Below are 20,335 nucleotides of genomic sequence, written 5' to 3' on the forward strand. Positions count from 1 at the left end.
TTTGGCCGGCTCGGTCGTGCCATTGCCTGACACGCCACGGCGATAAGCTGCACCAGACGCTACGCAGTTACCAGCTTCTTTTCCCCCGCGAATGGGCTCAGGCCGAGCCAGATCTGCATCTGGCTGGCGACCTGACGGTCGCCGGTGAGCACGAGCTTTCCGTCACCCATCGCCTTGCAGACGGTCGTCAGCTCCATCCAGATCGCGGTCATAGTGGGCAGGTCGGTGGTGACGTAAAGGTCGACATCGAAGCCGGGATCGACCGAGCAGAGATCCACCTCGGCGCCGGGCTTGATGAGAAGCCACCACTGCCGGCGAGCGGCCGGCAGTTCGGAGTACTGGAAGCGAATCACGCAAAGCCGCCGGGACAACAGTGTGGGATCGAGGTTGCGGCGTATGTCCTACATCAACAGCGACGGATCGAGATGTTGCTGCGAGACATCGGCTTTGAACCAGCGCTGGCCCCATATGCCGATCGCCTCGACCACCGGCTTTAGGTCACTGCAGCAGGCGTCCTCGATGCATGCATTGGCGATCCAGCCGCTACCGCGATGCACGCCATCTCGGTTCTGTGGACACTTAGAGAAACCTTAGGACAATGACGGCGAAAGTAACGAAGGCGAGATAGCTTCTGACCGTCTCCCCGAAGCGTCCAGACGAGGAATGAATAAAATAGGTACCGATAATGGGAGCTTGTCCGCCAGCACGCACAGATCAGACCGATGCGCAGCTCTGTTCGAGATGCGGAGCGTCCGTACTTGCGGCACCTACGACCTTGCACGCAGGCGAACTCCGGGCGCGAAAGGGCATTGCGCGTTCAGACCCGATCGCGCGACCGACGCCAACCGGCAGCATTTCGGTGGCAGGCCGTCGGATACCGATCAGCGTCTTCGAAATCGCGCATTCCGTTCCGGACGCGTGCCGCGAACGCGCCGGAAAGGATTTGTGATTGACGCTGGCGCCTAGCGGTCGTCGGCCTCCGCGACCACTCGATATTTGTAGCGGCCTCTGATGAAACGGTTGAAGAAACGGCCCTTCACGAAGGCCGACCTGAAAGCCTGGTAGGTTCGCGGATCGACGCCTTGATAGACGTAGCGATCGCTGCTCGTGACCAGTCGCACCGAAAGCGTCCTCGTGGCTTCGTCGTAGTCGATGTCTCGGATTAGTGTCGATGGCATGCCGACCTCCGTCAATCCGACAACTGAAGCGCGTCCGTCGGGTTCCCCATCGGCATGCAGTCTTGTCGCTGATGGCACCGGCGCCGGCGCTGTCGCGTTGCTTCGCAAACGCCTCGAGGCTCGCTTCGCCTCTTCCGCGTCACTCGCCGAATGCCGGCGATATTCGGCGCAAAATACCGAAATGCCACTGCAGTCGGTGCATTCTGTGGCACCAGTCGCCAATACTGCTAGCTCTCATTGATCGCAGAGGCCACCATGTCCCCAATAATCCACCACATCAGCAGTGATAAAACGCTGCCCAAGTCAGCGGACGTCGTGGTGATCGGCGGCGGGATTGTCGGCGCCAGCGCGGCCTATTTCCTGGCGCGGCGCGGCCTGTCGGTGGCGCTTATCGAAAAGGGTATATCGGCTGCGAGCAGTCGAGCCGGAACTGGGGCTGGTGCCGTCGGCAGAACCGCGATGCACGTGAATTGCCGCTTGCCAATCTGGCGCTGCGGTTGTGGCAAGAGCTGACCGACGAGATCGGGCACGACCTTGGCTTCCGCCGTTGTGGGCTCATCTATGCGACCAACGATGCAAAGCAGCTTGCCGAGTGGGACAAGTGGCGCGAGGTTGCCCGACGGTTCGACGTCAATACGCGGATGTTTACGGCCGAGAAGGCCACTGCCGCCGTTCCTGCGGCTGGAGGCCGCAAATGGCTGGGCGGCGTCCACGTGGCAGACGATGGCAAGGCCGAGCCCTAGCTCGCCGCCCGTCGGATCGCCGAGGGCGCGCATGCATGGCGCGATCATTCGTCAGAACTGCGCGGCACGCGGCCTCGATATCGCCAACGGGCAAGTGAGCGGTGTCGTCACCGAGAAAGGCCTTACCCGCACCAGCGCGGTGCTATGTGCCGCCGGCGCCTGGGCTTCTGCTTTCCTGCGCATGCATGCGGTTTCGCTGCCGCAGGCTAGCGTCCGTCAGACCGCCTTATGGATTGCTGGCTGAAATCGTATTTGGGCATGGTGAACTCCTTTTTGTTCCACACGGGCAGCAACGAGCTCGAAACGTTTATTGACAGCGGAGGTCGGTCTTAGTCCATCAGTCAGGAGGCATTCAGCAGCCCCAGTCGCCTAACGATCAACTAAGATGATGGCCGACCATGCTAGCGAGCTGCAACGCGGTGAGCACGGCCATGACCGTCCAGAACAACAGCTTGCGCATTCGCATCGGCATTCCCTCCCGCGAAGGGGAGGGAGCCTAGCACCACGGCAACAGGCGAAGCTACACCCATATCTGCACGCCATCTGCTGCCAGCGAGACAAGGGTCGCAGCACCGAGCAGAGCTATCCGCATCAGGCCTTCCACCAGGCTCTGTATGAGCGGCCTTTTACTGACGTCGATCGTTAGGGTGAGAATGGTCGCTGTAGCACCGCTGAGAGCTGTAACCGCCGCGACCACGATGAGAACATGCTGCGAGTCCATAAGAACCTCCTGTTTGACAGGAGGATTTTCCTACTGGATGTTTGGGGTTGTGGATAAAATGGTGCAGAACATCACCACAAACCGCAGATCTCCGGGATTTGTGGCGGGGATCCATCCACACGTCACTATGCCAGGGTCAGTGGGACGGATCGCGTCGGTCTCGATGCACGTCTGCATTCGCGCGTCTTTACCAAAACCGGTCGAGCCGCTTTCCGGCCCCGCAGCGGACCATGAGACTGCCTTCTTTTCTCCTGGCCAACCTTGGCCGAAGGAGAATTCTTCGCCACCAACCTTGTAAGTTCAAGCGACACGGTTGCCATCCATCAAGTACCAGCCCTGCTGACAGGCATCAGCCGTCTTGTAAGTATCGGTCAAGTCGCCAATCTGTGCTAACCGCCAGCCGAACAACCAAAGGAGTACACCCGTGAGCGAACCGACCGTGGCCGAGGCAACCGACAGCATCTATGCATCGCTCCAAGCGAACAATGCCGACATCGATTCACATATAGCGACGCTCAAGGCAGCGCTGACACGAGAGGGGATGAAAGAGGCGGTGTTCGATCCGGCCAAGTTGGCACAGAACAACCGTTCGGGCCGCAAGCTGATGCAGGCCTACTTTCGGCAGCGCGGCGTGAGCGTGAAATTTTCGGCCGAGCGAGCCAACAGCTGAGGCGATCTCAAGCACGCTGTCGGCAATGCTCGGCCCGTCGGCACAAACGCAGTCGTATTGGTAACCAGAGCGATCGGCTTGAATATCCTGCTTTCGTCCCGGACCGAGCCGAAAGCTGCCCGTCCGGTGCCGGCCCAAGAATACCGGGCAGCAATGCGCCGGATCTCGGTCATTGCGCCGGCCGTTGTCACCACCCAATCTGTTCACGCCGGATGCCTGGATCGTCTGTGCTATCGCCGCGGCGACCGGGCCGCGATCACGGATCGCAACTTCCCGGGCCCTTTGCGGCAGCCTCGGCGGTGATATTAGGATTGCCGAGCTTGTTCCCGCTGAGCTTTCGCGAGGAGAGACGGCCCGCGTCCGCTCCGATATCAGCCTGCATTCTTATCGGCGAGAGCCGCGTAGAGGTGGAGCATGAAGGGATCGACGTCGGCACAGATGAAGGGAACGCAGTTGGTATCTGTCAGGCGATGAAGGGGACGTCTCGCGAAAGCCGATCAAGCTTGGCCACATTTACCGGACTGCACCTTCCTGGCAACAGCCGATGCCTCGACGAGGTGAGCGCATCCGGTCCCTCACACCGGTCGATCTCAATGAACTCACCAACCAAGCTACGTGGCCATGCTATAGCTACGGGGGCTCGTCGAGACTGCGCGCGAGGCGACCGCCACACCAAGGGCCTGAGCTTTAGCCACGGACCGGCCGCGGACCACGCCGACGAGGTAGCCGGCGTTGAAGGCGTCTCCGGCGCCGACGGTGTCAACAACCTCGACGGCGGGGGCGGGCACATGCGTTTCCACACCGCCCTGGAACGCCAGCGTGCCCGACGCGCCTTGCTTGACGATCAGAGTCCCGTCAGACGGCAGCAGGGATGCGACATCGCCGATGCTGTTTCCATCGGCGAGCGCGGCAACTTCCTCCTCGTTGAACAGCGCATGATCCGTGAGCGCGAGCCATTCACCAAACCGCTGCCGCAGCGAGGAGTTCCAGCCTTGCGGTGGCCAGCCGGGGTCGATCGCGGTCGCCCAACCGCGCGCGCGCAACCCGACCAGGATCTGCGTGGTGGCGTCGCGGATCAGTGGCATCAGCAGGTTGCCGGAGAGGATGGCGACGGAGCCCGGCCGCGGCGGGGCAGGCACGCCGTCAAGCAGCGCCTCGGGCGTCGCCCGCTGTAGGTGGCCCGGCGTGGTGAAGAAGGCCCGGTCGCCGCCCTTGTGGACGATACCGACGGTCGTCGTGGTCATTCCCGGATCATCGATCCAGTCGCAATTGGCGGGATCGAACTCGCCGCGTAGCCAGACGCCGTTCGGGTCGTCGCCGGTCGAGGCGATCAGCCGGTGCGGTTCGCGCAGGCCGGTCAACGCCAGGGCGGTGTTGCCAGCGGAGCCGCCGGGGCGTATCTCGGCGCGCTCGACCTCGATTTCGGTGCCGATCGCGGGCCAGCCGTCCACCGGCCCGAGCACGAGGTCGACATTGACGTTGCCCAAGACGAGGATCGGCGGCGTCGCTTTCTCGCGACAGGGCGCGTCAGCGTGGACGGGAAACGACGGGGACATAGGTCTCCAGCTCGGGCTCCGGGAAATACACGGTGCGGCCGATCTCCGATGACATGTAGAGGCCGATTAAGATCTCGACCACGGCGAGGCCATCGTGGAAGGTCTCCAGCGGTGTCTCGCCCTTGCGGAAGCACTCGACCATGTGGCGGTTCTCGTCGGTGTAGCCATAGACGCCGGCCTCGTCTTCCAGAACCGGCATCAGTCCCTGCTCGGCGTTCTGCTTCTCAACCAGGTCCTCGCCTTCGCTGCCCGAGACGGCGCGCGACATGAAGATCTTCAGGCCAGTGCCCAGCGAGTTGAATTCCATCGCATATTCCGGGCCAAGCAGTTCTAGCTGGATGCGCAGGCCGGCTCCGACATAGGCCCAGGAGGTCGTCGCCTCGATCATCAGTTCGTTGCCCTCTTCGTCTTCGAGCGTGACGGTGCCACGGGCGAAATCCTCGGACGGGCGGCTGCGGTAGTCGACATCGGCGCCGAAGCGTGCTTTCAGCTGGTCGGCATAGGCAGGGCGCGTCCATTTCAAATTGGCGACCGTGCCGTTGACCGATTTCACCTTCAACGAATTGCGCGGCGCGCCGGGCGCGGTCAAAAGGTGCCGCGCCACCTCGACGCTGTGGCACATCATGTCCGAAAGCACGCCTCCGCCTTGCTTGTCGCCCTGCCAGAACCAAGGCTCGTGCGGGCCGGAATGCTCCTCCGCCGCGCGGGCCAGATAGGGGCGGCCGGTGGTCGAGGCAGCGCGCCGCCAGATGATCTCCTTGCCGCGCGCCACCGGCGTCGAGAACACCTGGTTCTCCAGGTAGCCATGGTTGAGCTTGGCATCGTTCGCGAGGCGCAGCATCTCGCGCGCCTCTCCAATCGTGCGGGCGAGCGGCTTTTCGCAGGTGACGGCGATGAGCTTCGAGCGGCCCGCCGTCACTTCCGCGTGGATCGTCCGCATCACGTCGAGGCGTGTGTAGTTGGGAGAGAGAATCCAGATCGCATCGACATCGCCGGCCTGGACGAGCGATTCCAGGCTGTCATGCGCCCGGCATTCGCCCAGCCCGAGCTCCGCGACGCGCTTCGAAAAACGGGCGCGGTTCTCCGGGTTGCGGCTATAGACGCCGGTGACGTCGACATTGCGCACACCGACCATTGATTTCAGATGAAATTCGGCGATGAAGCCGCTGCCCACGAAGCCGACGCGCAGTCGTTCTTTCGGCAAACCGGTCATTTTGTCGTCCCTTTCGTCTATGTCACTGCCGCGCCGGGGCCGTAGTGCCGCGAACGCGCAGCGTCGTCGGCATCACCAGCGGCGTCTGCGGCGCTCTTTCACCCGAAAACATGCCGAGCAACATAATCATTGCCGCGCGGCCGATATCGGCGCGCGGCTGATTCACGGTGGTAAGCGGCGGATAAAAGGCTTCGCTGAGGTAGAGGTCGTCGAAGCCGACGACCGACACGTCGCCAGGCACGTCGCGGCCGAGCCGCCGCAACTCATGGATCGCGCCGAAAGCCATCTCGTCATTGGCGACGAAAATCGCGGTTGGCGGTTCGGGCAGCGCAAAGAGCGCGCGGCACGCGTCCTGCCCGGTATGGAGCAGGTAGTCGCCGCGCGGTTCGTATCCGGCCGGAATTGTGAGCCCGGCCTCGGCCATCGCCTCGCGGTAACCGTCGCGCCGGCGCAGGCTCATGATCTCCGGCACGGGTCCGGAAATATGCGCGATGCGCCGGTGGCCAAGTCCGATCAGATGACGCACCGCCTCGCGCGCCGCGGCGACATTGTCGATCTGGACATGCGGAAAGCTGGTGTTCTCGATCACCTCAAGTGCGATGACCACCGGGAGATTGGACGGGAAATCGTCGAGGTAGCCTGGTTTCGACGGTAGCTTTCCGGTCATCAGGATCATGCCGTCGGCATGCCCGTCGCGCAGCATGTCGAAATATTCCGTCTCGCGGTCCGGATCGTTCTCCGTGTTGCCCATCAGCACCGAATATCCGGCTGCCCGCGCGGTCGCCTCCACGCCCTTCAAAATGTCGAGATAGAAGGGGTTACCGACATCGCGGACGACCAGCAGCACGGCCATCGACCGCTGCGTCCTCAGATTGCGGGCGTTGACATTGGGCCGGTAGTGGAGCGCGCGCGCCGCCTCCAATATGCGCGACAGCGTCGGTTCGGCCACAAGGCCGGTTCCGGTCAAGGCGCGCGAGACGGTTGCCGGCGACACGCCGAGCTTCTCTGCAATATCCCTGATTTTCGGCCGAGGGTTCATGCGCGCATGGCCCGTCCGCGGCCGTAGAAAAGCATCAGCAAGAGCAGCGTCGCGCCGAACACCATCTGACGGCCGGATTCGTCGATGTTCACCGTGGTGAGGATGCTCTGCAGGATGACGAGCAGCACCGCACCCGCCATGGTGCCGGTGTAGCCGCCTTTGCCGCCGGAAAGCGGCGTTCCACCGAACACGACCGCGATGATCGAGGGCAGCATGTACTGATCGCCGACATTGGCGAAGGAGGAGCCGGAATAGCCGAGCAGACAGACGCCGGCGATCGCGGCGAAAACGCCCGACAGCATGAACAGTGCAATGCGCACGCGCTTGACCGGGACGCCTGCCATATAGGCGGCCTGTTCATTGGAGCCGATTGCGTAGATGCGGTGGCCGAAGACAGTGCGCGTCAGCATCAGCGCCATCAGCACGCCGATCAGAATCCAAAGCCAGATGATGCCGGGCAGGCCAAGCAGAAAGGGCTGCGAAAAGAAGCTCGACAGGCCGGGCGCAGCGCGACCCGAAGGGATGCCCTGGCGGATGACGACCAGCAGCCCCTGAAGCACGCCGAGCATGCCGAGCGTCATGACCAGCGGCGGGATGCGCAGAAGCGTGACGCCGAGCCCGTTGAAAAGGCCAAACAGGGCGCCGGCAGCGACGCATGCGAGCAACGCCAGCGGAACGCCGGCATCGCTGCCGTTCATCAGATTGCCGGCGATGAGCGCCGACAGAGAGACGACGCCGCCGACCGAAAGGTCGATGCCTTCCCGACCGCCAAGGATGACCAGGTTCTGGCCGGCCGCGACGATGCCGAGAAGCGAAGCGACGATCAGCAGCCGCAGAATCTGCTGGCCGGACGCGAAGCCTGGCGAAAGCGCCTCTCCGACGAACAGCAGGACCACGATCAGGAGCAACGCTATGACCAGCGGGTTCTTTGCGACCTCCACGACGCGCGACGCTGCCGAAGGACGGGTGACCTGCGATGCGACGCTCATGCCCGCGCCCTCCGCCCAACCATAATGCCGGCCATCAGGGCAATTAGGATCGCCAAACCCTGAACCAGGTTCTGCCATTCCGACGGCGTGCCGACGAAGAAGACCAGCGAGTTGATGAGACCGATGATTAGCGCGCCGAGGACCGATCCCGCCACCGAGCCGACGCCGCCCGAAAGCGCGCTACCGCCGAGCACGACGGCCGCCACCGAGAACAAGGTCATCTTGCCGCCGACGAGTGGATCGCCGCTTGCCGTATCGCCGGTGATGCAGAAGGCGGCAAGCGCCGCAAACAGACCGCAGAGCGCATAGCCCTTCATGCGGATGGCGGTCACCGGCAGACCGGTCTGGAACGCGGCCTGGCTGTCGTCGCCGACGGCGAGCAGCTGCGTGGCGAGCCGGGTGCGGGCGAGCACATAGAGCAGGAGCGCCAGCGCCACGACCGCATAAAGCACGAAGGGGATTTCGAAGAAGCGGCCGCCATAGGTGCGCCAGAATGCTGCGGGAGCAGGCGTTCCCGCGACCGGCAGGATGTAAAGCGCAAGGCCGGTGAAGAAGATTGAGGTGGCGAAGGTGGCGACGATTGCCTGCAGCCTGAGCCCGGCAACGACGATGCCGTTGACAATGCCGCAGGCGAGGCCGACGGCAAGCCCCACTCCGAGCGCGGCAATCACCGAAAATCCACTACCGCCCCACTGTTCCATCAATACGACGACAACAACATTGACCAGCGACACGATCGCCCCCGCCGATAGGTCGAGGTCGCCGGCGAAAACCACATAGGTCTGGGCTACTGCGAGCATCATAAGCGCTAGGTAGGTTTTTATCAGGCCCGTCATGCCGACGAAGCTCAAGCTCCGGGGCTGGTACAGTCCGTTGAGTGCGAGCAGCGCCACAAGGATGAGCAGCGCCGGCAGGAACGGAAAACGTTCGAACAGGCGTTTTATGCTGCCCGATGTTGTAATTGGTGAGGATGCGGCTGACGTCATCATGCGGCCTCGTATGCGGCCTCGTAAAGATTGTAGCGCGTCCGCTCGGCGCCGGTGAGTTCGCGTGTCACCGAGCCACCATTGAAGACGAGGATGCGATCGGCATTGTTCAGGAGTTCGGCGTCCTCCGAGGAATAGAGCACGATACCGAGGCCCTCTTCCGCGAGCTTGCGGATCAGTGCAAACAGATCGGCCTTGGCCGACAGGTCAATGCCCTTGGTCGGGTCGTCGAGCAGCAGCACGTCCGGCCTGTCGATCAACCAGCGTGCGATCACCACCTTCTGCTGGTTGCCGCCCGAAAGCGAATTGATCGGCTGGCCGAGCCCGGCGAATTTGGTGTGCAGCGCTTCGAGTGCGGTCATCGACTTGTCGCGAAGCGACGAGGGCAGGGCGAGCAGCAGGCGATCCCGCAAATGGTGGACCGGCGTCAAATTCTCGATAATAGGCCGGCCGTGGATGACGCCGTCGCGGTTGCGATCGCCCGAGACATAGGCGCAGCCGTGCCGGATCGTGTCGCGCGGGCTCCCCGGCTGTAGCGGCTTGCCGTTCAGCACAATCTCGCCGGCCGCTATCGGCGCCGCGCCGAAGATAGCGCGAAGGACCGCCGATTGCCCCTGTCCGTGCAGGCCGCCGAAGCCAAGTATCTCGCCTTTGGCAAGATCGAAGCCGACATTGCCGAAGCCTGGGCCGGCAAGACCTTTGATGGCCAAAACCGTACCTTTGCCGGCGGTGTGGGCTGCAGGCGGCGCGCCTGTCGGCGGAGCAAGTTCGTTCTGCCCGCCCACCATCATGTGGATGACCGAGGAGGGTTTGGTGTCGGCGATGCGTTCAATGCCGACCGTCTCGCCGTCGCGAATGACAGTGACGCGGTCGCCGATCGCGAAAATCTCGTCCATGCGATGCGAGATGAAGACTATGCTGCGGCCTCCCGATTTGAGCTGGCGCAGGATCTCGAAGAACCGGTCGACCTGGGCGCGGTCCAACGCCGAGGTAGGCTCGTCGAAGATGAGAACTGGGGCTTCGGTGGCCAGCGCCTTCATGATCTCGACCAGTTGGCGCTGGTCGGCGCGCAGGCTTTCGACGGTCGCCTCGGCGGAGAAGCCATCGCCCGCCACATTATCGAATAGCGCGATGTAACGCGCCGCCCTTTCGGCGAGAGCCGGCCGGTCGACGAAGACGCCGGCCCTCATCGGCAAGTCGGACAGGCAGATATTCTCGGCCACCGAGCGGTGTCCAGCAAGGCTGAGCTCCTGATAGAAGATGCCGATGCCGAGCGCCCGCGCGGCCTGCGGGCCGGACAGCATCACCGGCTTGCCGTCGAGCAGAACCTCGCCGCCGTCGGGACGCACGCTGCCGGCCACGATCTTGCAGAGCGTGCTTTTGCCCGACCCGTTGGATCCGATCAGCACGTGCACCTCGCCGCTTTCGATTTCGAGGTCGCCGCGGCGGAGCGCCTGCGTTGCGCCGTAAGCCTTGCTTACGCCGGTCAATTTGAGCTTGGGCATCAAAGCCTCCCGTTTCCAGGCGGTCCGGAAGCACGCGTGCCGCCCTGCGCTCCCGGCTCTGGGAGGAACCTTAGTTGAAAAGCGCCTCGGCTTCCTCGATCGAAAGCTGGTCGGTGTAGGAATAGTAGCCGGGCTTGCCCTCAAGCTGTTTCGCCGCCTCAGCGAGATTGCTGGAATCGATGAACGGGATCTGAAGGTACATGGCATTGCCGTACTGGCCAGCCGTCGCGGGCTCCTTCAGTTCCTTGCCCTGCAACATGAGGACCGCGACATTGAGTGCGCTCGCCATCACGCCGGGAGGATTGACCGAAGCGCCGGAGTTCAGCTTTTCTTGGGTCCAGAGGTCGATGAAGTCCTTGCGGATTTCGCCGGTGGCGGCGATATCGCCACTCTTGCCGGCGTCTATGATCGACTTCCAGGCACCCGCGGCCATGCCGTCCTGCACCCAGACGCCGTTGATTTCGGGATAGGTGGCGAGCAGGTTCTGCATGGCCTGCTGGCCCTGCGCCTGATCCCAGTTCGCATTCACCTCGTTGACAATCTTGATGTCCGGATACTGGCCGAAAACTTCCTTATAGCCGGCGACGCGCATCTCGTTTGCTGGATGGCCGGCGACGCCGTTGATTGCCACGACATTCCCCTTGCCGCCCAGCGTTTCGGCCAGCCACTTTGCGCCCGCCGCCCCCCAGGCCTTCTGGTCGATGCCGACATAGATCGCGTCAGGCGACGAGACTTCTGCGTCGGTCGAGATCACCAGAATACCGGCTTCCTTGGCCTGCGCGAACACCGGATCGAAGGCCGTCGGGCTGTTCGGGTTGACGATGATCGCGTTCACGCCCTCTGCGATGAAGTTGCGGATATGGGCGATCTGGCCGGGCACGTCGACATTGGCGCTTTGCACCACGACTTCAACGTTGTGGCCCTTTTCCTTCCAGGCGGCGGCGGCCGCTTGCGCTTCCTCGATCATCTGGGTGCGCCATTCGGAGCCGACCCACCCGTTCGACAGACCGATCTTGAAGTCATCCGAAATGGCAGCCGAGGTCGAAAGCGCAGCTGCAGCCACGCTCGCAAGAGCGAGCAGAGTCAGTTTTTTCACAAGTTACCTCCCTAAGAATAACTGATGAAATCTGTAGCGGCATAATGAAATCGATTTCAATCGCAAACTGCGCGCAAACCGAAAATATTGCCGCCTTTCATGCTGCGGGATCTATCCGACGCTGAACAGGTTTGGGCCTCGAAGCGGCTGTCGCGAATTCCGATTAAACGACAGTTCTGCACCCGACCTCTGCGACAAATACGATCCATGACGGCCAAGAAGCGGGATTGAAGGCATACAAGCCTGGGCAGGTTCGTGATCTGCTCAAGGTCATGTCCCATGAGGTGGTGTAGCTCGGCGGTTTTGAGTCGCTCGCGAGCGCGCCGTTGATAGTGCTGTAGCGAGCGAGCGGCATCGAGGTGGTCATCGGCGCTTTCCGGTAGGGTGTGGTTGTTGACGCCAACCCATTCGGAAGGACCACCGATGACCAACGACATGATGAACCTGCGCACGCTCGTGGAGAAGACCCCTGATGCCGATCCCTTGCGGGAGATGACAATGCCGGCAACCGGGCCAAGATCGCGGCCAAGTTCGACATCATGCCTCTCTGCGGAAGTTCACACCTCTCAAGCGCTTTCGCGCTCAATGACCTCAAAGCCGACATCCACGCGTCGTGTCTCTATGGGTTTCCCTGCGATACGGGCGAGCAGTGCTTCAGCGGCCCGGCGGCCCAGCAGCGAACGATCAACCCTGATGGTCGAAAGGGTAGGAAAGGTATGCGCCGCAAAATCCTGATCGCTGAAGCCGATGACCGCGATCTCGCCAGGAATTTTCAGGCCGCGTGCCTGCGCTTCGATCACCACCCCATGGGCGAGGAGGTCGGAACTGCAGGAAATGGCACCATTGGAGAAATCTTGCTCCAACAGTTGCTTCAACCCGTTACGCCCGTTGGCGATCGATGCCGGCGTGTCGCAACAGACCACAGGTGGGCTCGGATAGCCGAGAGATGCCAGCTCTGTGGCGAAGGCGTCCTTGCGTCTGAGGGCGCGAGGGTCGCCGGCCGTGATCACCGCGGCGCGTTCGTAACCCTTCTTCTGCACATAACGCGCCGCCGCACGGCCGGCTTCCCAATGGGAAAAACCAACGCACACGTCGATCGGCGTTTCGGATTCATCCCAGACTTCGACGACGGGCAATCCACTGCCGAGCAGCATGCGCCGGCACTCGGCCGAATGGTGAACGCCAGTCAGCAACATTCCCTCGGGCTGCCGGCTAAGCAAACTCTGTACCATTGCCTGCTCATCTTCCAGCGAGAAGCCGGTCTCGGCCAGGATGACCTGGTAACCTGCAAGACGGGTTGCCTCGATGAGCGGACGCAGGAAGCTGCTATAGGTCAGGTTGGTGATCGAAGGGATGAGGGCGGCAATGATGCCGCTGCGCCGCGATGCCAGCGCGCCGGCCACGAGATTCGGCAGGTAGCCCGTTATCCTGATGGCTTCCTGAATACGCGCCAGCGTCTCGGGCGCTACCTTGTCCGGATGGTTCAGAGCACGCGAAACACTTACCTGTGAGACGCCGGCGAGCCGTGCGACCATCTCCATGGTGACGGGGCCGGATTTCCGGGTACCGGTGGCCGAAGCACCGGGCTGTTGCTGCGGACGTCGCACTGCAGTCTATTTCCAATACATGGCAGGGCAGGTCGTCTTTGAATGATGCCGACCCTGCCAATCCCTGTGACATGAACCGCCGCCCACCCGCAATAGGCAGCGGTTTCGGGACCGGATATCATGTTTCGTTATGGCGTGCCGTGCTCCTGGACATCCAGATGGACAGCCCGATGGAAATCGCAATCAATATCCAGAGGACGACGGCGATCCAGCTCTTGATGAAAAAGATCGAGATCGTCCCGAAGGATTCCAGGCTTTTCACGAAATAGATCTCCGCCGACGGTCCCAGGATAAAGCCGATGACGAACGGGGCGATTTCAAGCCCGAGGTGATGCGCCAGATAACCGAACAGGCCGAAAATCAACAATGTCCAGACATCGAACATGATGCCGTAGTTGATGGTGTAGGAGCCGACGACGCACATCATCAGAATGACCGGTAGCAAAATGTGTTTCGGCACCGTGACGATCTTGGCGATGTGGCGGATCGCGAAATACATCAATGCAAACATGCAGACATTTGCAAAAAGCATTGCCACGATCATGGCATTCCAGATCTCGAGATTGTCGCCGATGAAGAGTGGACCGACCTGAATACCCTGAAGCGTGAACGCGCCAATCAGGATCGCCGTGGTGGCGTCTCCGGGAATGCCGAGCGAAAGAAGCGGGATCAGCGCACCGCCGGTGAGCCCGTTGTTGGATGCCTCAGAGGCGATGACGCCCGAGGGATTGCCTTTGCCGAACGACTTCGGATTCTTCGAGAATGACTTGGCCTGGCTGTAGGACATGATCGAAGCGGCGCTGCCGCCTACGCCCGGCAGCAGGCCGACAAAGGTGCCGATCGAAGCGGAGCGGAAAAGATTCTTCCACTGTCCGCGAAAGACCGACAAGTGGAATTTTTTCCCTGGACCAAGCGCGATCTTTGTAGCGCTCGCACTTTCCGGAACGCCGGCCTCAGCTTCGATCAGGATATTCGAAAGAGCGAAGACGCCGATCAATACCGGCAGCAGGGAAAAGCCACCGCTCAGATAGGGCTCCATGAAATCGAACATCAGCCGGTATTCGCCATTGCCTCCGTCAGAGGTGTCATAGGCGCCGATCAGGCTGACAAGGATGCCGAGCACGCCGCTGAAGATGCCGATCAACATGCTGCTGCTCAGCGCGGCCATGACAGTGAGCGCGAGAAAGATGATCAGGAATTTTTCAACATAGGAGAACTGGATGGCGAAATCAGCCAGGGCCGGTGCGAAGAAATAAAGGACCACGAGGCTGAACAGACCGCCGAACAGCGATGCGAAAATCGCAACCTTGAGCGCCGATTCTCCTTCGCCCCGCTGGGTCATGGGATAACCGTCGAAGGTGGTCGCGATCGAAGCAGGGGTGCCCGGAATATTGAGCAGGATTGCCGGTACGAGCCCACCCGAGATGCCGCCGACATAAAGACCGAGCAGCAGTGCAAGCCCGTTTTCCAGCCCCAGCGAATAGGTCAGTGGCAGACAGACCGCGACGGCCATGGTCGCAGTCATGCCGGGGATCGCGCCGAAGATAATTCCGATCATGGTGCCGCAGAGAATCAGGACCAGGAAAAGCGGCGTTATCAGCGAGAGGAAATCCATGACATTTGTCCAATGCGATTTGGTCGGCGACGCTCAGGGCAAGGTGAGATTGAAGACCGTGGAAAGCATGTACCAGACCACTGTCGGAGCAATCACCGCATTGATAGCGGCGATGACGACATGCTTGCGCGTGCGCTGGTGCAGGTAGAGCAGCGATATCAGGAACAGGAACGGAATCGAGGCGATCAGAAAGCCGTAACCTTCATTGGGAAAGAGGTCGCCGATCTGCGGCATTGCAAGGAAATAGAGAACGGTCAGCGCAATCGTTCCAAAGAAGCGCAGATGGTCGATGCCCGCCGGCCAGTAAGGCCCGGTCGTCAGCGAACCCCATATTGCCCGCCAACGCGTCGCCAGGATCGCAACCAGCAGCATGCCGAGAAGGATCGAGATGAGCGTCGGAAAGACCAGATGCGAGGTCTCGAAATTGATGGAAACACTCGGAAATGACGCGAAATTCATGAAAACTCTGCCGCGATTGCGCAAAAAACCCGCTCTTGACGACACAAGAGAGGAAGTGGCGCCAGCCCTGGAGCCGGCGCCACTGGCGCTGCTATTCGCGGATTGCTTCGATCACTTTCTTGTAGTCGTCCCGCTTTTGCTCAAGATAGGCTGCCGCCTCCTTGGATGGCAGGAAATGCGGGACGAAGAAGGCGTCCTTCATCGTCTTTTCAATCGCGCCCTCGGCATAGATTTCCTTCAAGCCGGCATCTATCGTCTCGACGATCGCCGGATCGATATCCTTGTTGTAGATAATGAAGAAGTCCTTGTCGAAGGTGAAATCCTTTTCGCCGTCCAGCGTCACGCTGGCTTTGGGCGTGGCATACTGCAGGAGGGAATCGCGGCTGGTCCCGCCCATTCCTGCCTCGTTCACCTGATCAACGGTCTCCTGCGCCGCCGTCAGCCAGATGAAACGCATGGCCTTCTGATCGTCCTCGGGCAGGCGCGTATACTGCTCGTTCGACTGGACCGATCCATTGATCACATCGGCCTGGCCATCGAACAGAAGCTGGTCCTTATCGGCCTGAGAGCCGGTATTGACGGGAACGAGGTTCTTTTCGCTACCGGGTTTCTTGATCTTGGCGGCGTTCTTCAACGCCGAGAAACCGATTTCCGATACGCCGCCCGGCTGGATGGCGACGCGGATACGCGTGCCATTGGCCGCGGCATCGATCACGTCGGAAATGGACTGGTAGGGCGACTTCTTCGGCACAAGATAAGCATTGCCGGGATTGATCGTCAGGGTAGGGCCGATCTTGTATGTCGTGAAGATGTCCTCATAACCTTTGACGCCGTAGAGATGCCCCAGATACGACTGGTCGTGATGGATCATGATGGTCGTGCCGCGTCGGTCGCGGGCGATAGCCTTGAACGCTTCAGTCGGACCGACGGCATCCACTTTGGCATTGATGCCGAAGTGCTTTGACATGGCATCGGCGACAAAGGACGCCGCCTGATAGGTATCGCCGCCGGTCGATGTCGAGCCGATGACGACACGAAGATTTTTCGGCACTTCCTGCGTGAAACCGCTCGCGGCCGTCACAAGGGCAAGGCCGGCTGCGAAGCCGAGTTTGGTGAACAATCGGGTCAATTTTTCCCTCCCAGAATTTATTGGTGAAAGCCCCTTCCGGGGCCAGTTCCTCGATCACGGCCGGGGTCCTCCCCGGCTCACTGCGAATGATGGCCATCGGGCACATACTAGAAGGCAGCGCCAGTCTGACTTTTTTGAATGTATGCGCAGACATAAACTATTTTGCACGCCTCGGAAAGGTGTGTCAAGGCGATTCTCCCCATGATTGCGCGAGAAATTAGCCAAAATGGTTTCACTTTCCTGCTTATTCAGACAGAGTTGATCTTCGCAATGAAAGCGCATACACAAATCGTTGCCGGCGAGGGAACCTGGCTTTTCAAGTGCCGTAAACGCGAATAGGGAGGCTGAATGGATGAGTAAGACGCAGGGAAAAAGCCCTCGCGATCTGCGGAGCGCGCGCTGGTTTGCTCCCGACGATTTGCGCAGTTTCGGTCACCGGTCACGCCTGATGCAGATGGGCCTCGGGCCGGAGGACTGGCAGGGCAAGCCGTTTATCGGCGTGCTCAATACTTGGTCCGAACTCAATCCCTGCCATGCGCATTTCCGCCACCGGGCCGAGGATGTGAAGCGCGGGGTGCTGCAAGCAGGCGGCATACCGGTCGAGTTGCCGGTGATTTCGGTTGACGAAAGCTTCACCAAGCCAACATCGATGCTCTACCGCAACCTCCTGGCGATGGAAACCGAGGAGCAGATTCGCTCGCACCCTCTCGACGGGGTGGTGCTGATGGGCGGCTGCGACAAGAGTACGCCTGGTCTCGTAATGGGCGCCCTGTCGGCAGGCGTGCCGATGATCTATCTGCCGGCCGGGCCGATGCTCCGCGGCAATTATGCCGGCAACATCCTCGGCTCCGGCTCGGATGCATGGAAATACTGGGACGAGCGGCGCGCGGGCAATATTACCGATGCGCAATGGCATGGCATCGAGAGCGGGATCGCTCGCTCCTACGGCACCTGCATGACGATGGGAACCGCCTCGACCATGACGGCGATCGCCGAAGCCATGGGACTTTGCCTGCCGGGTGCGTCCTCCATTCCAGCTGCAGATTCGAACCACATCCGCATGTCGGCGGCTTGCGGGCGTCGCATCGTGGAGATGATCTGGGAAGATCTGACGCCAGACAAAATCGTCTCCGACGCTTCGATCCGCAATGCCGCGATCGTGGCAATGGCGACAGGCTGCTCGACCAATGCGGTGGTGCATCTCCTGGCCATGGCGCGGCGCGGCAAGGTGGCGCTCGATCTCGATGATCTCGATGCGTTGGGCCGTGTCACACCGCTCATCGCCAATGTCCGTCCGTCCGGCTCGGGCTACCTCATGGAGGATTTCTACTATGCCGGCGGCCTGCGTGCCCTAATGAGCCGGCTTGCCGAGCGGCTGGATCTCAGCGCCACAACCGTCACGGGCCACACGCTGGGTGAGACGCTGAAAGGGGCGGAAGTCTATAATCAAGACGTGATCCGACCGCTTTCCAATCCCGTCTATCACGAGGGTTCGCTTGCGGTATTGCGCGGCAATCTATGTCCCGATGGCGCGGTGATCAAGCCGGCCGCCTGTGATCAGCGGTTCCAGTATCATGAGGGCCCGGCGCTGGTCTTCGACAGCTACCCTGAGATGAAAGCCGCGGTGGAGGACGAAAATCTCGACGTCACGCCGGATCATGTCCTGGTGCTGCGCAATGCCGGCCCACTTGGCGGCCCCGGTTTCCCCGAATGGGGCATGCTGCCCATCCCCAAGGCGCTGATCAAGCAGGGCTATCGCGACATGCTCCGCATCTCGGACGCCAGGATGTCCGGCACCTCCTATGGTGCCTGTGTCCTGCATGTCGCGCCGGAGTCTCATATTGGCGGCCCTCTCGCCCTGCTGCGCACAGATGATGTTGTGCGGCTCGACATCCCCAACCGGCGCCTCGACATGCTGGTGGACGCGGCCGAGCTCGAGGCGCGCCGCGCCGCATGGGTTAGCCCAAAGCCCCCTTATCAGCGCGGATATGGCTGGATGTTCGCCCACCATGTCACGCAGGCCGACAAGGGCTGCGATTTCGATTTCCTTACCGCCGCCTTCGGCCCAGCCGCGGGCGAACCGGATATTTATTGAGACGTCACAGGAGCAGGACCGATGAACCCCGATACGCACGCCAAGCTGATGACCGTCTCGACGGCCACCCTTTGCACTGCGCTCTTCAAACGCGGCCTTAGAAATCAGTTCATCCAGGACGTTCGCCCAGTGAAGCCGAAGGGACGCAACATGGTCGGTCCCGCTTTCACGCTGCGCTATATCCCCGCTCGTGAAGATCTCAACCAGCTTGAGGTCTTCCGCGATCCTGAGCACCCGCAACGCGCAAGCGTCGAGCAATGCCCGCCTGACGCGGTCATGGTGATCGACAGCCGCAAGGACGCGCGTGCGGCTTCTGCTGGCGGCATTCTCGTTACGCGGCTGATGGTGCGTGGTGTCGCCGGTGTTGTGACTGATGGCGGTTTTCGCGACAGCCCGGAGATCGCCGAGATGGCAATCCCCGCCTATCACACGCGGCCGTCCGCGCCGACAAATCTCACCCTGCATCAGGCGATAGATATCAATGTGCCGATCGGCTGCGGCGATGTTCCGGTCTTTCCGGGCGATATCGTGGTGGGGGATGGTGAGGGCGTCATCGTGCTGCCGGCGCATCTTGCGGACGAAATCGCCGACGAGGCGGTGGAAATGACCGCCTATGAGGACTTCGTCATGGAGGAGGTGAGCAGGGGCCGCAGCATTATCGGCCTTTATCCCGCTACACGGGAAGAATCGAAACAGGATTTCGCAAAGTGGCGCGCCGCCAACGGACGATGATCGGCCGGAACAATGGGACAACGACCATGGCAAAACTCGCTGAAGCCCTTACCGGGATTTCCGGCATCCTCGTCACGCCGTATGATAGCAATGACCGGATAGCGCCCGCCCTGCAGGCGCCTGTCGTCGAGCGCGCCATTGCAGCCGGCGTCCACATATTGGTCGCCAATGGCAATACCGGCGAGTTCTACGGACTGACCATGGATGAGGCCGAGCGGATGGTTCATTCCGCTGGCGAACACATCAACGGGCGCATACCGCTTCTGGGCGGGGTGGGGCGCAGCGTCCATGATGCATGCCATTTGGCCAGAATATCAAAGAAAGCCGGTGCGGACGCTTTGATGGTGCACCAACCGCCGGATCCGTTCTCTGCGCCGCGCGGCTTCATCGAATATGTACGCCGTGTCGCTGAGGCCGCCGATGGCCTGCCCCTGATGCTTTATCTTCGCAATGATGCGATCGGCGCCAAGGGGATTGCCGAACTCTGTGCGATCGAGGGTGTCGCAGGCGTCAAATGGGCGACTCCAAATGTTTTGAAGCTTTCAGAAGCCATCAACGCAACTGATGCCTCTATCATCTGGGTTGGCGGGCTTGCGGAGACTTGGGCGCCGCCGCTTTATGCCGTTGGCGCACGGGGGTTCACCTCTGGCCTCATCAATGTCTGGCCGGAACGTTCCGTCGCCATTCACGCAGCACTTGCCGGTGGCGATTACACGGAAGCCGCGTCCCTGATCGCCGGCATGAAGGTGTTCGAGGATATTCGCAGCGAAGAACTGAACGGCACGAATGTGACCGGTGTGAAGGCCGCGCTGAAAGCGCTCGGCCATGATTGCGGCCATGCGCGCCCGCCTTCGGCCTGGCCACTAACCGACGCGCAACAAAATCAGCTCGATACCTTCATTGCCGCGCAGAGGCTACCGCGCTTCTGAACGGTTTCGAGCGGGTTTGGCCCGCAGAGCGAGGCCATGCGGCGGTGAGAACTTTTATATTGGCAAACAGAGG

Annotated in this window: 20 protein-coding genes and 1 pseudogene; 5 read left to right on the top strand and 16 right to left on the bottom strand. The window is 61.4% G+C overall.

From position 1 onward, the window contains the following. Window positions 1-59: 59 nt before the first annotated feature. From ABVK50_RS30645 to ABVK50_RS30655, 3 genes are all read right to left on the bottom strand, one after another. On the bottom strand, window positions 60-353 hold the full coding sequence (locus ABVK50_RS30645; RefSeq protein WP_353646696.1) for a hypothetical protein: 294 nt from the start codon (window positions 351-353) through the stop codon (window positions 60-62). Between the two features lie 48 nt (window positions 354-401). Continuing rightward, window positions 402-557: a hypothetical protein gene (locus ABVK50_RS30650; protein ID WP_353646697.1), complete on the bottom strand. Its 156-nt coding sequence runs from the start codon at window positions 555-557 to the stop codon at window positions 402-404. A 405-nt stretch (window positions 558-962) separates the two neighbouring features. Continuing rightward, window positions 963-1,178: a KTSC domain-containing protein gene (locus tag ABVK50_RS30655; protein WP_353646698.1), complete on the bottom strand. Its 216-nt coding sequence runs from the start codon at window positions 1,176-1,178 to the stop codon at window positions 963-965. 255 nt (window positions 1,179-1,433) lie between these two features. Between ABVK50_RS30655 and ABVK50_RS30660 the strand changes: the two are divergent. Continuing rightward, a pseudogene (locus ABVK50_RS30660) lies at window positions 1,434-2,150 on the top strand (FAD-dependent oxidoreductase); the annotation flags it as partial. Window positions 2,151-2,441: 291 nt separating this feature from the next. Here the strand turns inward: ABVK50_RS30660 and ABVK50_RS30665 are convergent. After that, window positions 2,442-2,642: a hypothetical protein gene (locus ABVK50_RS30665; RefSeq protein WP_353646700.1), complete on the bottom strand. Its 201-nt coding sequence runs from the start codon at window positions 2,640-2,642 to the stop codon at window positions 2,442-2,444. Between the two features lie 424 nt (window positions 2,643-3,066). Here ABVK50_RS30665 and ABVK50_RS30670 point away from each other — a divergent pair, with 424 nt between their 5' ends. Continuing rightward, window positions 3,067-3,312: a hypothetical protein gene (locus ABVK50_RS30670; protein WP_353646701.1), complete on the top strand. Its 246-nt coding sequence runs from the start codon at window positions 3,067-3,069 to the stop codon at window positions 3,310-3,312. A gap of 611 nt (window positions 3,313-3,923) precedes the next feature. Here ABVK50_RS30670 and ABVK50_RS30675 read toward each other — a convergent pair. The 12 genes from ABVK50_RS30675 to ABVK50_RS30730 all read right to left on the bottom strand — a co-directional run bounded on the left by ABVK50_RS30675 (window position 3,924) and on the right by ABVK50_RS30730 (window position 16,506). Continuing rightward, window positions 3,924-4,799, bottom strand: coding sequence for a carbohydrate kinase family protein (locus ABVK50_RS30675; protein WP_353646702.1), 876 nt, complete (start codon window positions 4,797-4,799; stop codon window positions 3,924-3,926). Between the two features lie 40 nt (window positions 4,800-4,839). After that, on the bottom strand, window positions 4,840-6,081 hold the full coding sequence (locus tag ABVK50_RS30680) for a Gfo/Idh/MocA family oxidoreductase (protein WP_353646703.1): 1,242 nt from the start codon (window positions 6,079-6,081) through the stop codon (window positions 4,840-4,842). A 22-nt stretch (window positions 6,082-6,103) separates the two neighbouring features. Then, complete coding sequence (locus tag ABVK50_RS30685) at window positions 6,104-7,120, bottom strand: LacI family DNA-binding transcriptional regulator (protein WP_353646704.1); 1,017 nt, start codon at window positions 7,118-7,120, stop codon at window positions 6,104-6,106. Then, window positions 7,117-8,109, bottom strand: a complete 993-nt coding sequence (locus ABVK50_RS30690) for an ABC transporter permease (protein ID WP_353646705.1) — start codon at window positions 8,107-8,109, stop codon at window positions 7,117-7,119. Before ABVK50_RS30690 ends, ABVK50_RS30685 begins: the two co-directional genes overlap by 4 nt. Then, complete coding sequence (locus ABVK50_RS30695) at window positions 8,106-9,095, bottom strand: ABC transporter permease (RefSeq protein WP_353646706.1); 990 nt, start codon at window positions 9,093-9,095, stop codon at window positions 8,106-8,108. The genes ABVK50_RS30690 and ABVK50_RS30695 overlap by 4 nt, the downstream gene beginning before the upstream one ends. Next, on the bottom strand, window positions 9,095-10,600 hold the full coding sequence (locus ABVK50_RS30700; protein WP_353646707.1) for a sugar ABC transporter ATP-binding protein: 1,506 nt from the start codon (window positions 10,598-10,600) through the stop codon (window positions 9,095-9,097). The genes ABVK50_RS30695 and ABVK50_RS30700 overlap by 1 nt, the downstream gene beginning before the upstream one ends. 70 nt (window positions 10,601-10,670) lie before the next feature. Then, entirely contained in the window at window positions 10,671-11,696 is a 1,026-nt protein-coding gene (locus tag ABVK50_RS30705; RefSeq protein WP_353646708.1) for an ABC transporter substrate-binding protein, read from the bottom strand. Window positions 11,697-11,752: 56 nt separating this feature from the next. Beyond that, on the bottom strand, window positions 11,753-12,133 hold the full coding sequence (locus tag ABVK50_RS30710; protein ID WP_353646709.1) for a hypothetical protein: 381 nt from the start codon (window positions 12,131-12,133) through the stop codon (window positions 11,753-11,755). A 129-nt stretch (window positions 12,134-12,262) separates the two neighbouring features. Next, window positions 12,263-13,237 carry a LacI family DNA-binding transcriptional regulator gene (locus ABVK50_RS30715; protein WP_353646710.1) on the bottom strand — a complete coding sequence of 325 codons (975 nt, stop codon included), beginning with the start codon at window positions 13,235-13,237 and terminating at the stop codon, window positions 12,263-12,265. A gap of 184 nt (window positions 13,238-13,421) precedes the next feature. Beyond that, a complete protein-coding gene (locus ABVK50_RS30720; RefSeq protein ID WP_353646711.1) occupies window positions 13,422-14,918 on the bottom strand; it encodes a tripartite tricarboxylate transporter permease in 1,497 nt (498 codons plus the stop codon). Window positions 14,919-14,951: 33 nt separating this feature from the next. Beyond that, window positions 14,952-15,377, bottom strand: a complete 426-nt coding sequence (locus ABVK50_RS30725; RefSeq protein WP_353646712.1) for a tripartite tricarboxylate transporter TctB family protein — start codon at window positions 15,375-15,377, stop codon at window positions 14,952-14,954. 91 nt (window positions 15,378-15,468) lie between these two features. After that, window positions 15,469-16,506 (bottom strand): ABC transporter substrate-binding protein, encoded by a 1,038-nt coding sequence (locus ABVK50_RS30730; RefSeq protein WP_353646713.1) that lies wholly within the window; start codon window positions 16,504-16,506, stop codon window positions 15,469-15,471. Between the two features lie 352 nt (window positions 16,507-16,858). Between ABVK50_RS30730 and araD the strand changes: the two genes are divergently transcribed. The 3 genes from araD to ABVK50_RS30745 are packed head-to-tail and all read left to right on the top strand — an operon-like array spanning window position 16,859 to window position 20,262. After that, window positions 16,859-18,601, top strand: a complete 1,743-nt coding sequence (gene araD / locus ABVK50_RS30735) for an L-arabinonate dehydratase (protein ID WP_353646714.1) — start codon at window positions 16,859-16,861, stop codon at window positions 18,599-18,601. A gap of 21 nt (window positions 18,602-18,622) precedes the next feature. Then, window positions 18,623-19,333, top strand: a complete 711-nt coding sequence (locus tag ABVK50_RS30740; RefSeq protein ID WP_353646715.1) for a ribonuclease activity regulator RraA — start codon at window positions 18,623-18,625, stop codon at window positions 19,331-19,333. Between the two features lie 26 nt (window positions 19,334-19,359). Beyond that, window positions 19,360-20,262, top strand: coding sequence for a dihydrodipicolinate synthase family protein (locus ABVK50_RS30745; RefSeq protein ID WP_353646716.1), 903 nt, complete (start codon window positions 19,360-19,362; stop codon window positions 20,260-20,262). Window positions 20,263-20,335: the final 73 nt, after the last annotated feature.

The organism is Mesorhizobium sp. WSM2240 (genome assembly GCF_040438645.1).
Taxonomy (GTDB): Bacteria; Pseudomonadota; Alphaproteobacteria; order Rhizobiales; family Rhizobiaceae; genus Allomesorhizobium.

What these genes read in the sequence shown, in the direction of transcription:
- ABVK50_RS30655 (WP_353646698.1), bottom strand. Translation starts at nt 1,178, where the DNA reads ATGCCATCGACACTAATCCGAGACATCGACTACGACGAAGCCACGAGG.
- ABVK50_RS30665 (WP_353646700.1), bottom strand. Translation starts at nt 2,642, where the DNA reads ATGGACTCGCAGCATGTTCTCATCGTGGTCGCGGCGGTTACAGCTCTC.
- ABVK50_RS30680 (WP_353646703.1), bottom strand. Translation starts at nt 6,081, where the DNA reads ATGACCGGTTTGCCGAAAGAACGACTGCGCGTCGGCTTCGTGGGCAGC.
- ABVK50_RS30685 (WP_353646704.1), bottom strand. Translation starts at nt 7,120, where the DNA reads ATGAACCCTCGGCCGAAAATCAGGGATATTGCAGAGAAGCTCGGCGTG.
- ABVK50_RS30690 (WP_353646705.1), bottom strand. Translation starts at nt 8,109, where the DNA reads ATGAGCGTCGCATCGCAGGTCACCCGTCCTTCGGCAGCGTCGCGCGTC.
- ABVK50_RS30695 (WP_353646706.1), bottom strand. Translation starts at nt 9,095, where the DNA reads ATGACGTCAGCCGCATCCTCACCAATTACAACATCGGGCAGCATAAAA.
- ABVK50_RS30700 (WP_353646707.1), bottom strand. Translation starts at nt 10,600, where the DNA reads ATGCCCAAGCTCAAATTGACCGGCGTAAGCAAGGCTTACGGCGCAACG.
- ABVK50_RS30710 (WP_353646709.1), bottom strand. Translation starts at nt 12,133, where the DNA reads ATGTCGTTGGTCATCGGTGGTCCTTCCGAATGGGTTGGCGTCAACAAC.
- ABVK50_RS30715 (WP_353646710.1), bottom strand. Translation starts at nt 13,237, where the DNA reads ATGGAGATGGTCGCACGGCTCGCCGGCGTCTCACAGGTAAGTGTTTCG.
- ABVK50_RS30720 (WP_353646711.1), bottom strand. Translation starts at nt 14,918, where the DNA reads ATGGATTTCCTCTCGCTGATAACGCCGCTTTTCCTGGTCCTGATTCTC.
- ABVK50_RS30725 (WP_353646712.1), bottom strand. Translation starts at nt 15,377, where the DNA reads ATGAATTTCGCGTCATTTCCGAGTGTTTCCATCAATTTCGAGACCTCG.
- araD (WP_353646714.1), top strand. Translation starts at nt 16,859, where the DNA reads ATGAGTAAGACGCAGGGAAAAAGCCCTCGCGATCTGCGGAGCGCGCGC.
- ABVK50_RS30740 (WP_353646715.1), top strand. Translation starts at nt 18,623, where the DNA reads ATGAACCCCGATACGCACGCCAAGCTGATGACCGTCTCGACGGCCACC.
- ABVK50_RS30745 (WP_353646716.1), top strand. Translation starts at nt 19,360, where the DNA reads ATGGCAAAACTCGCTGAAGCCCTTACCGGGATTTCCGGCATCCTCGTC.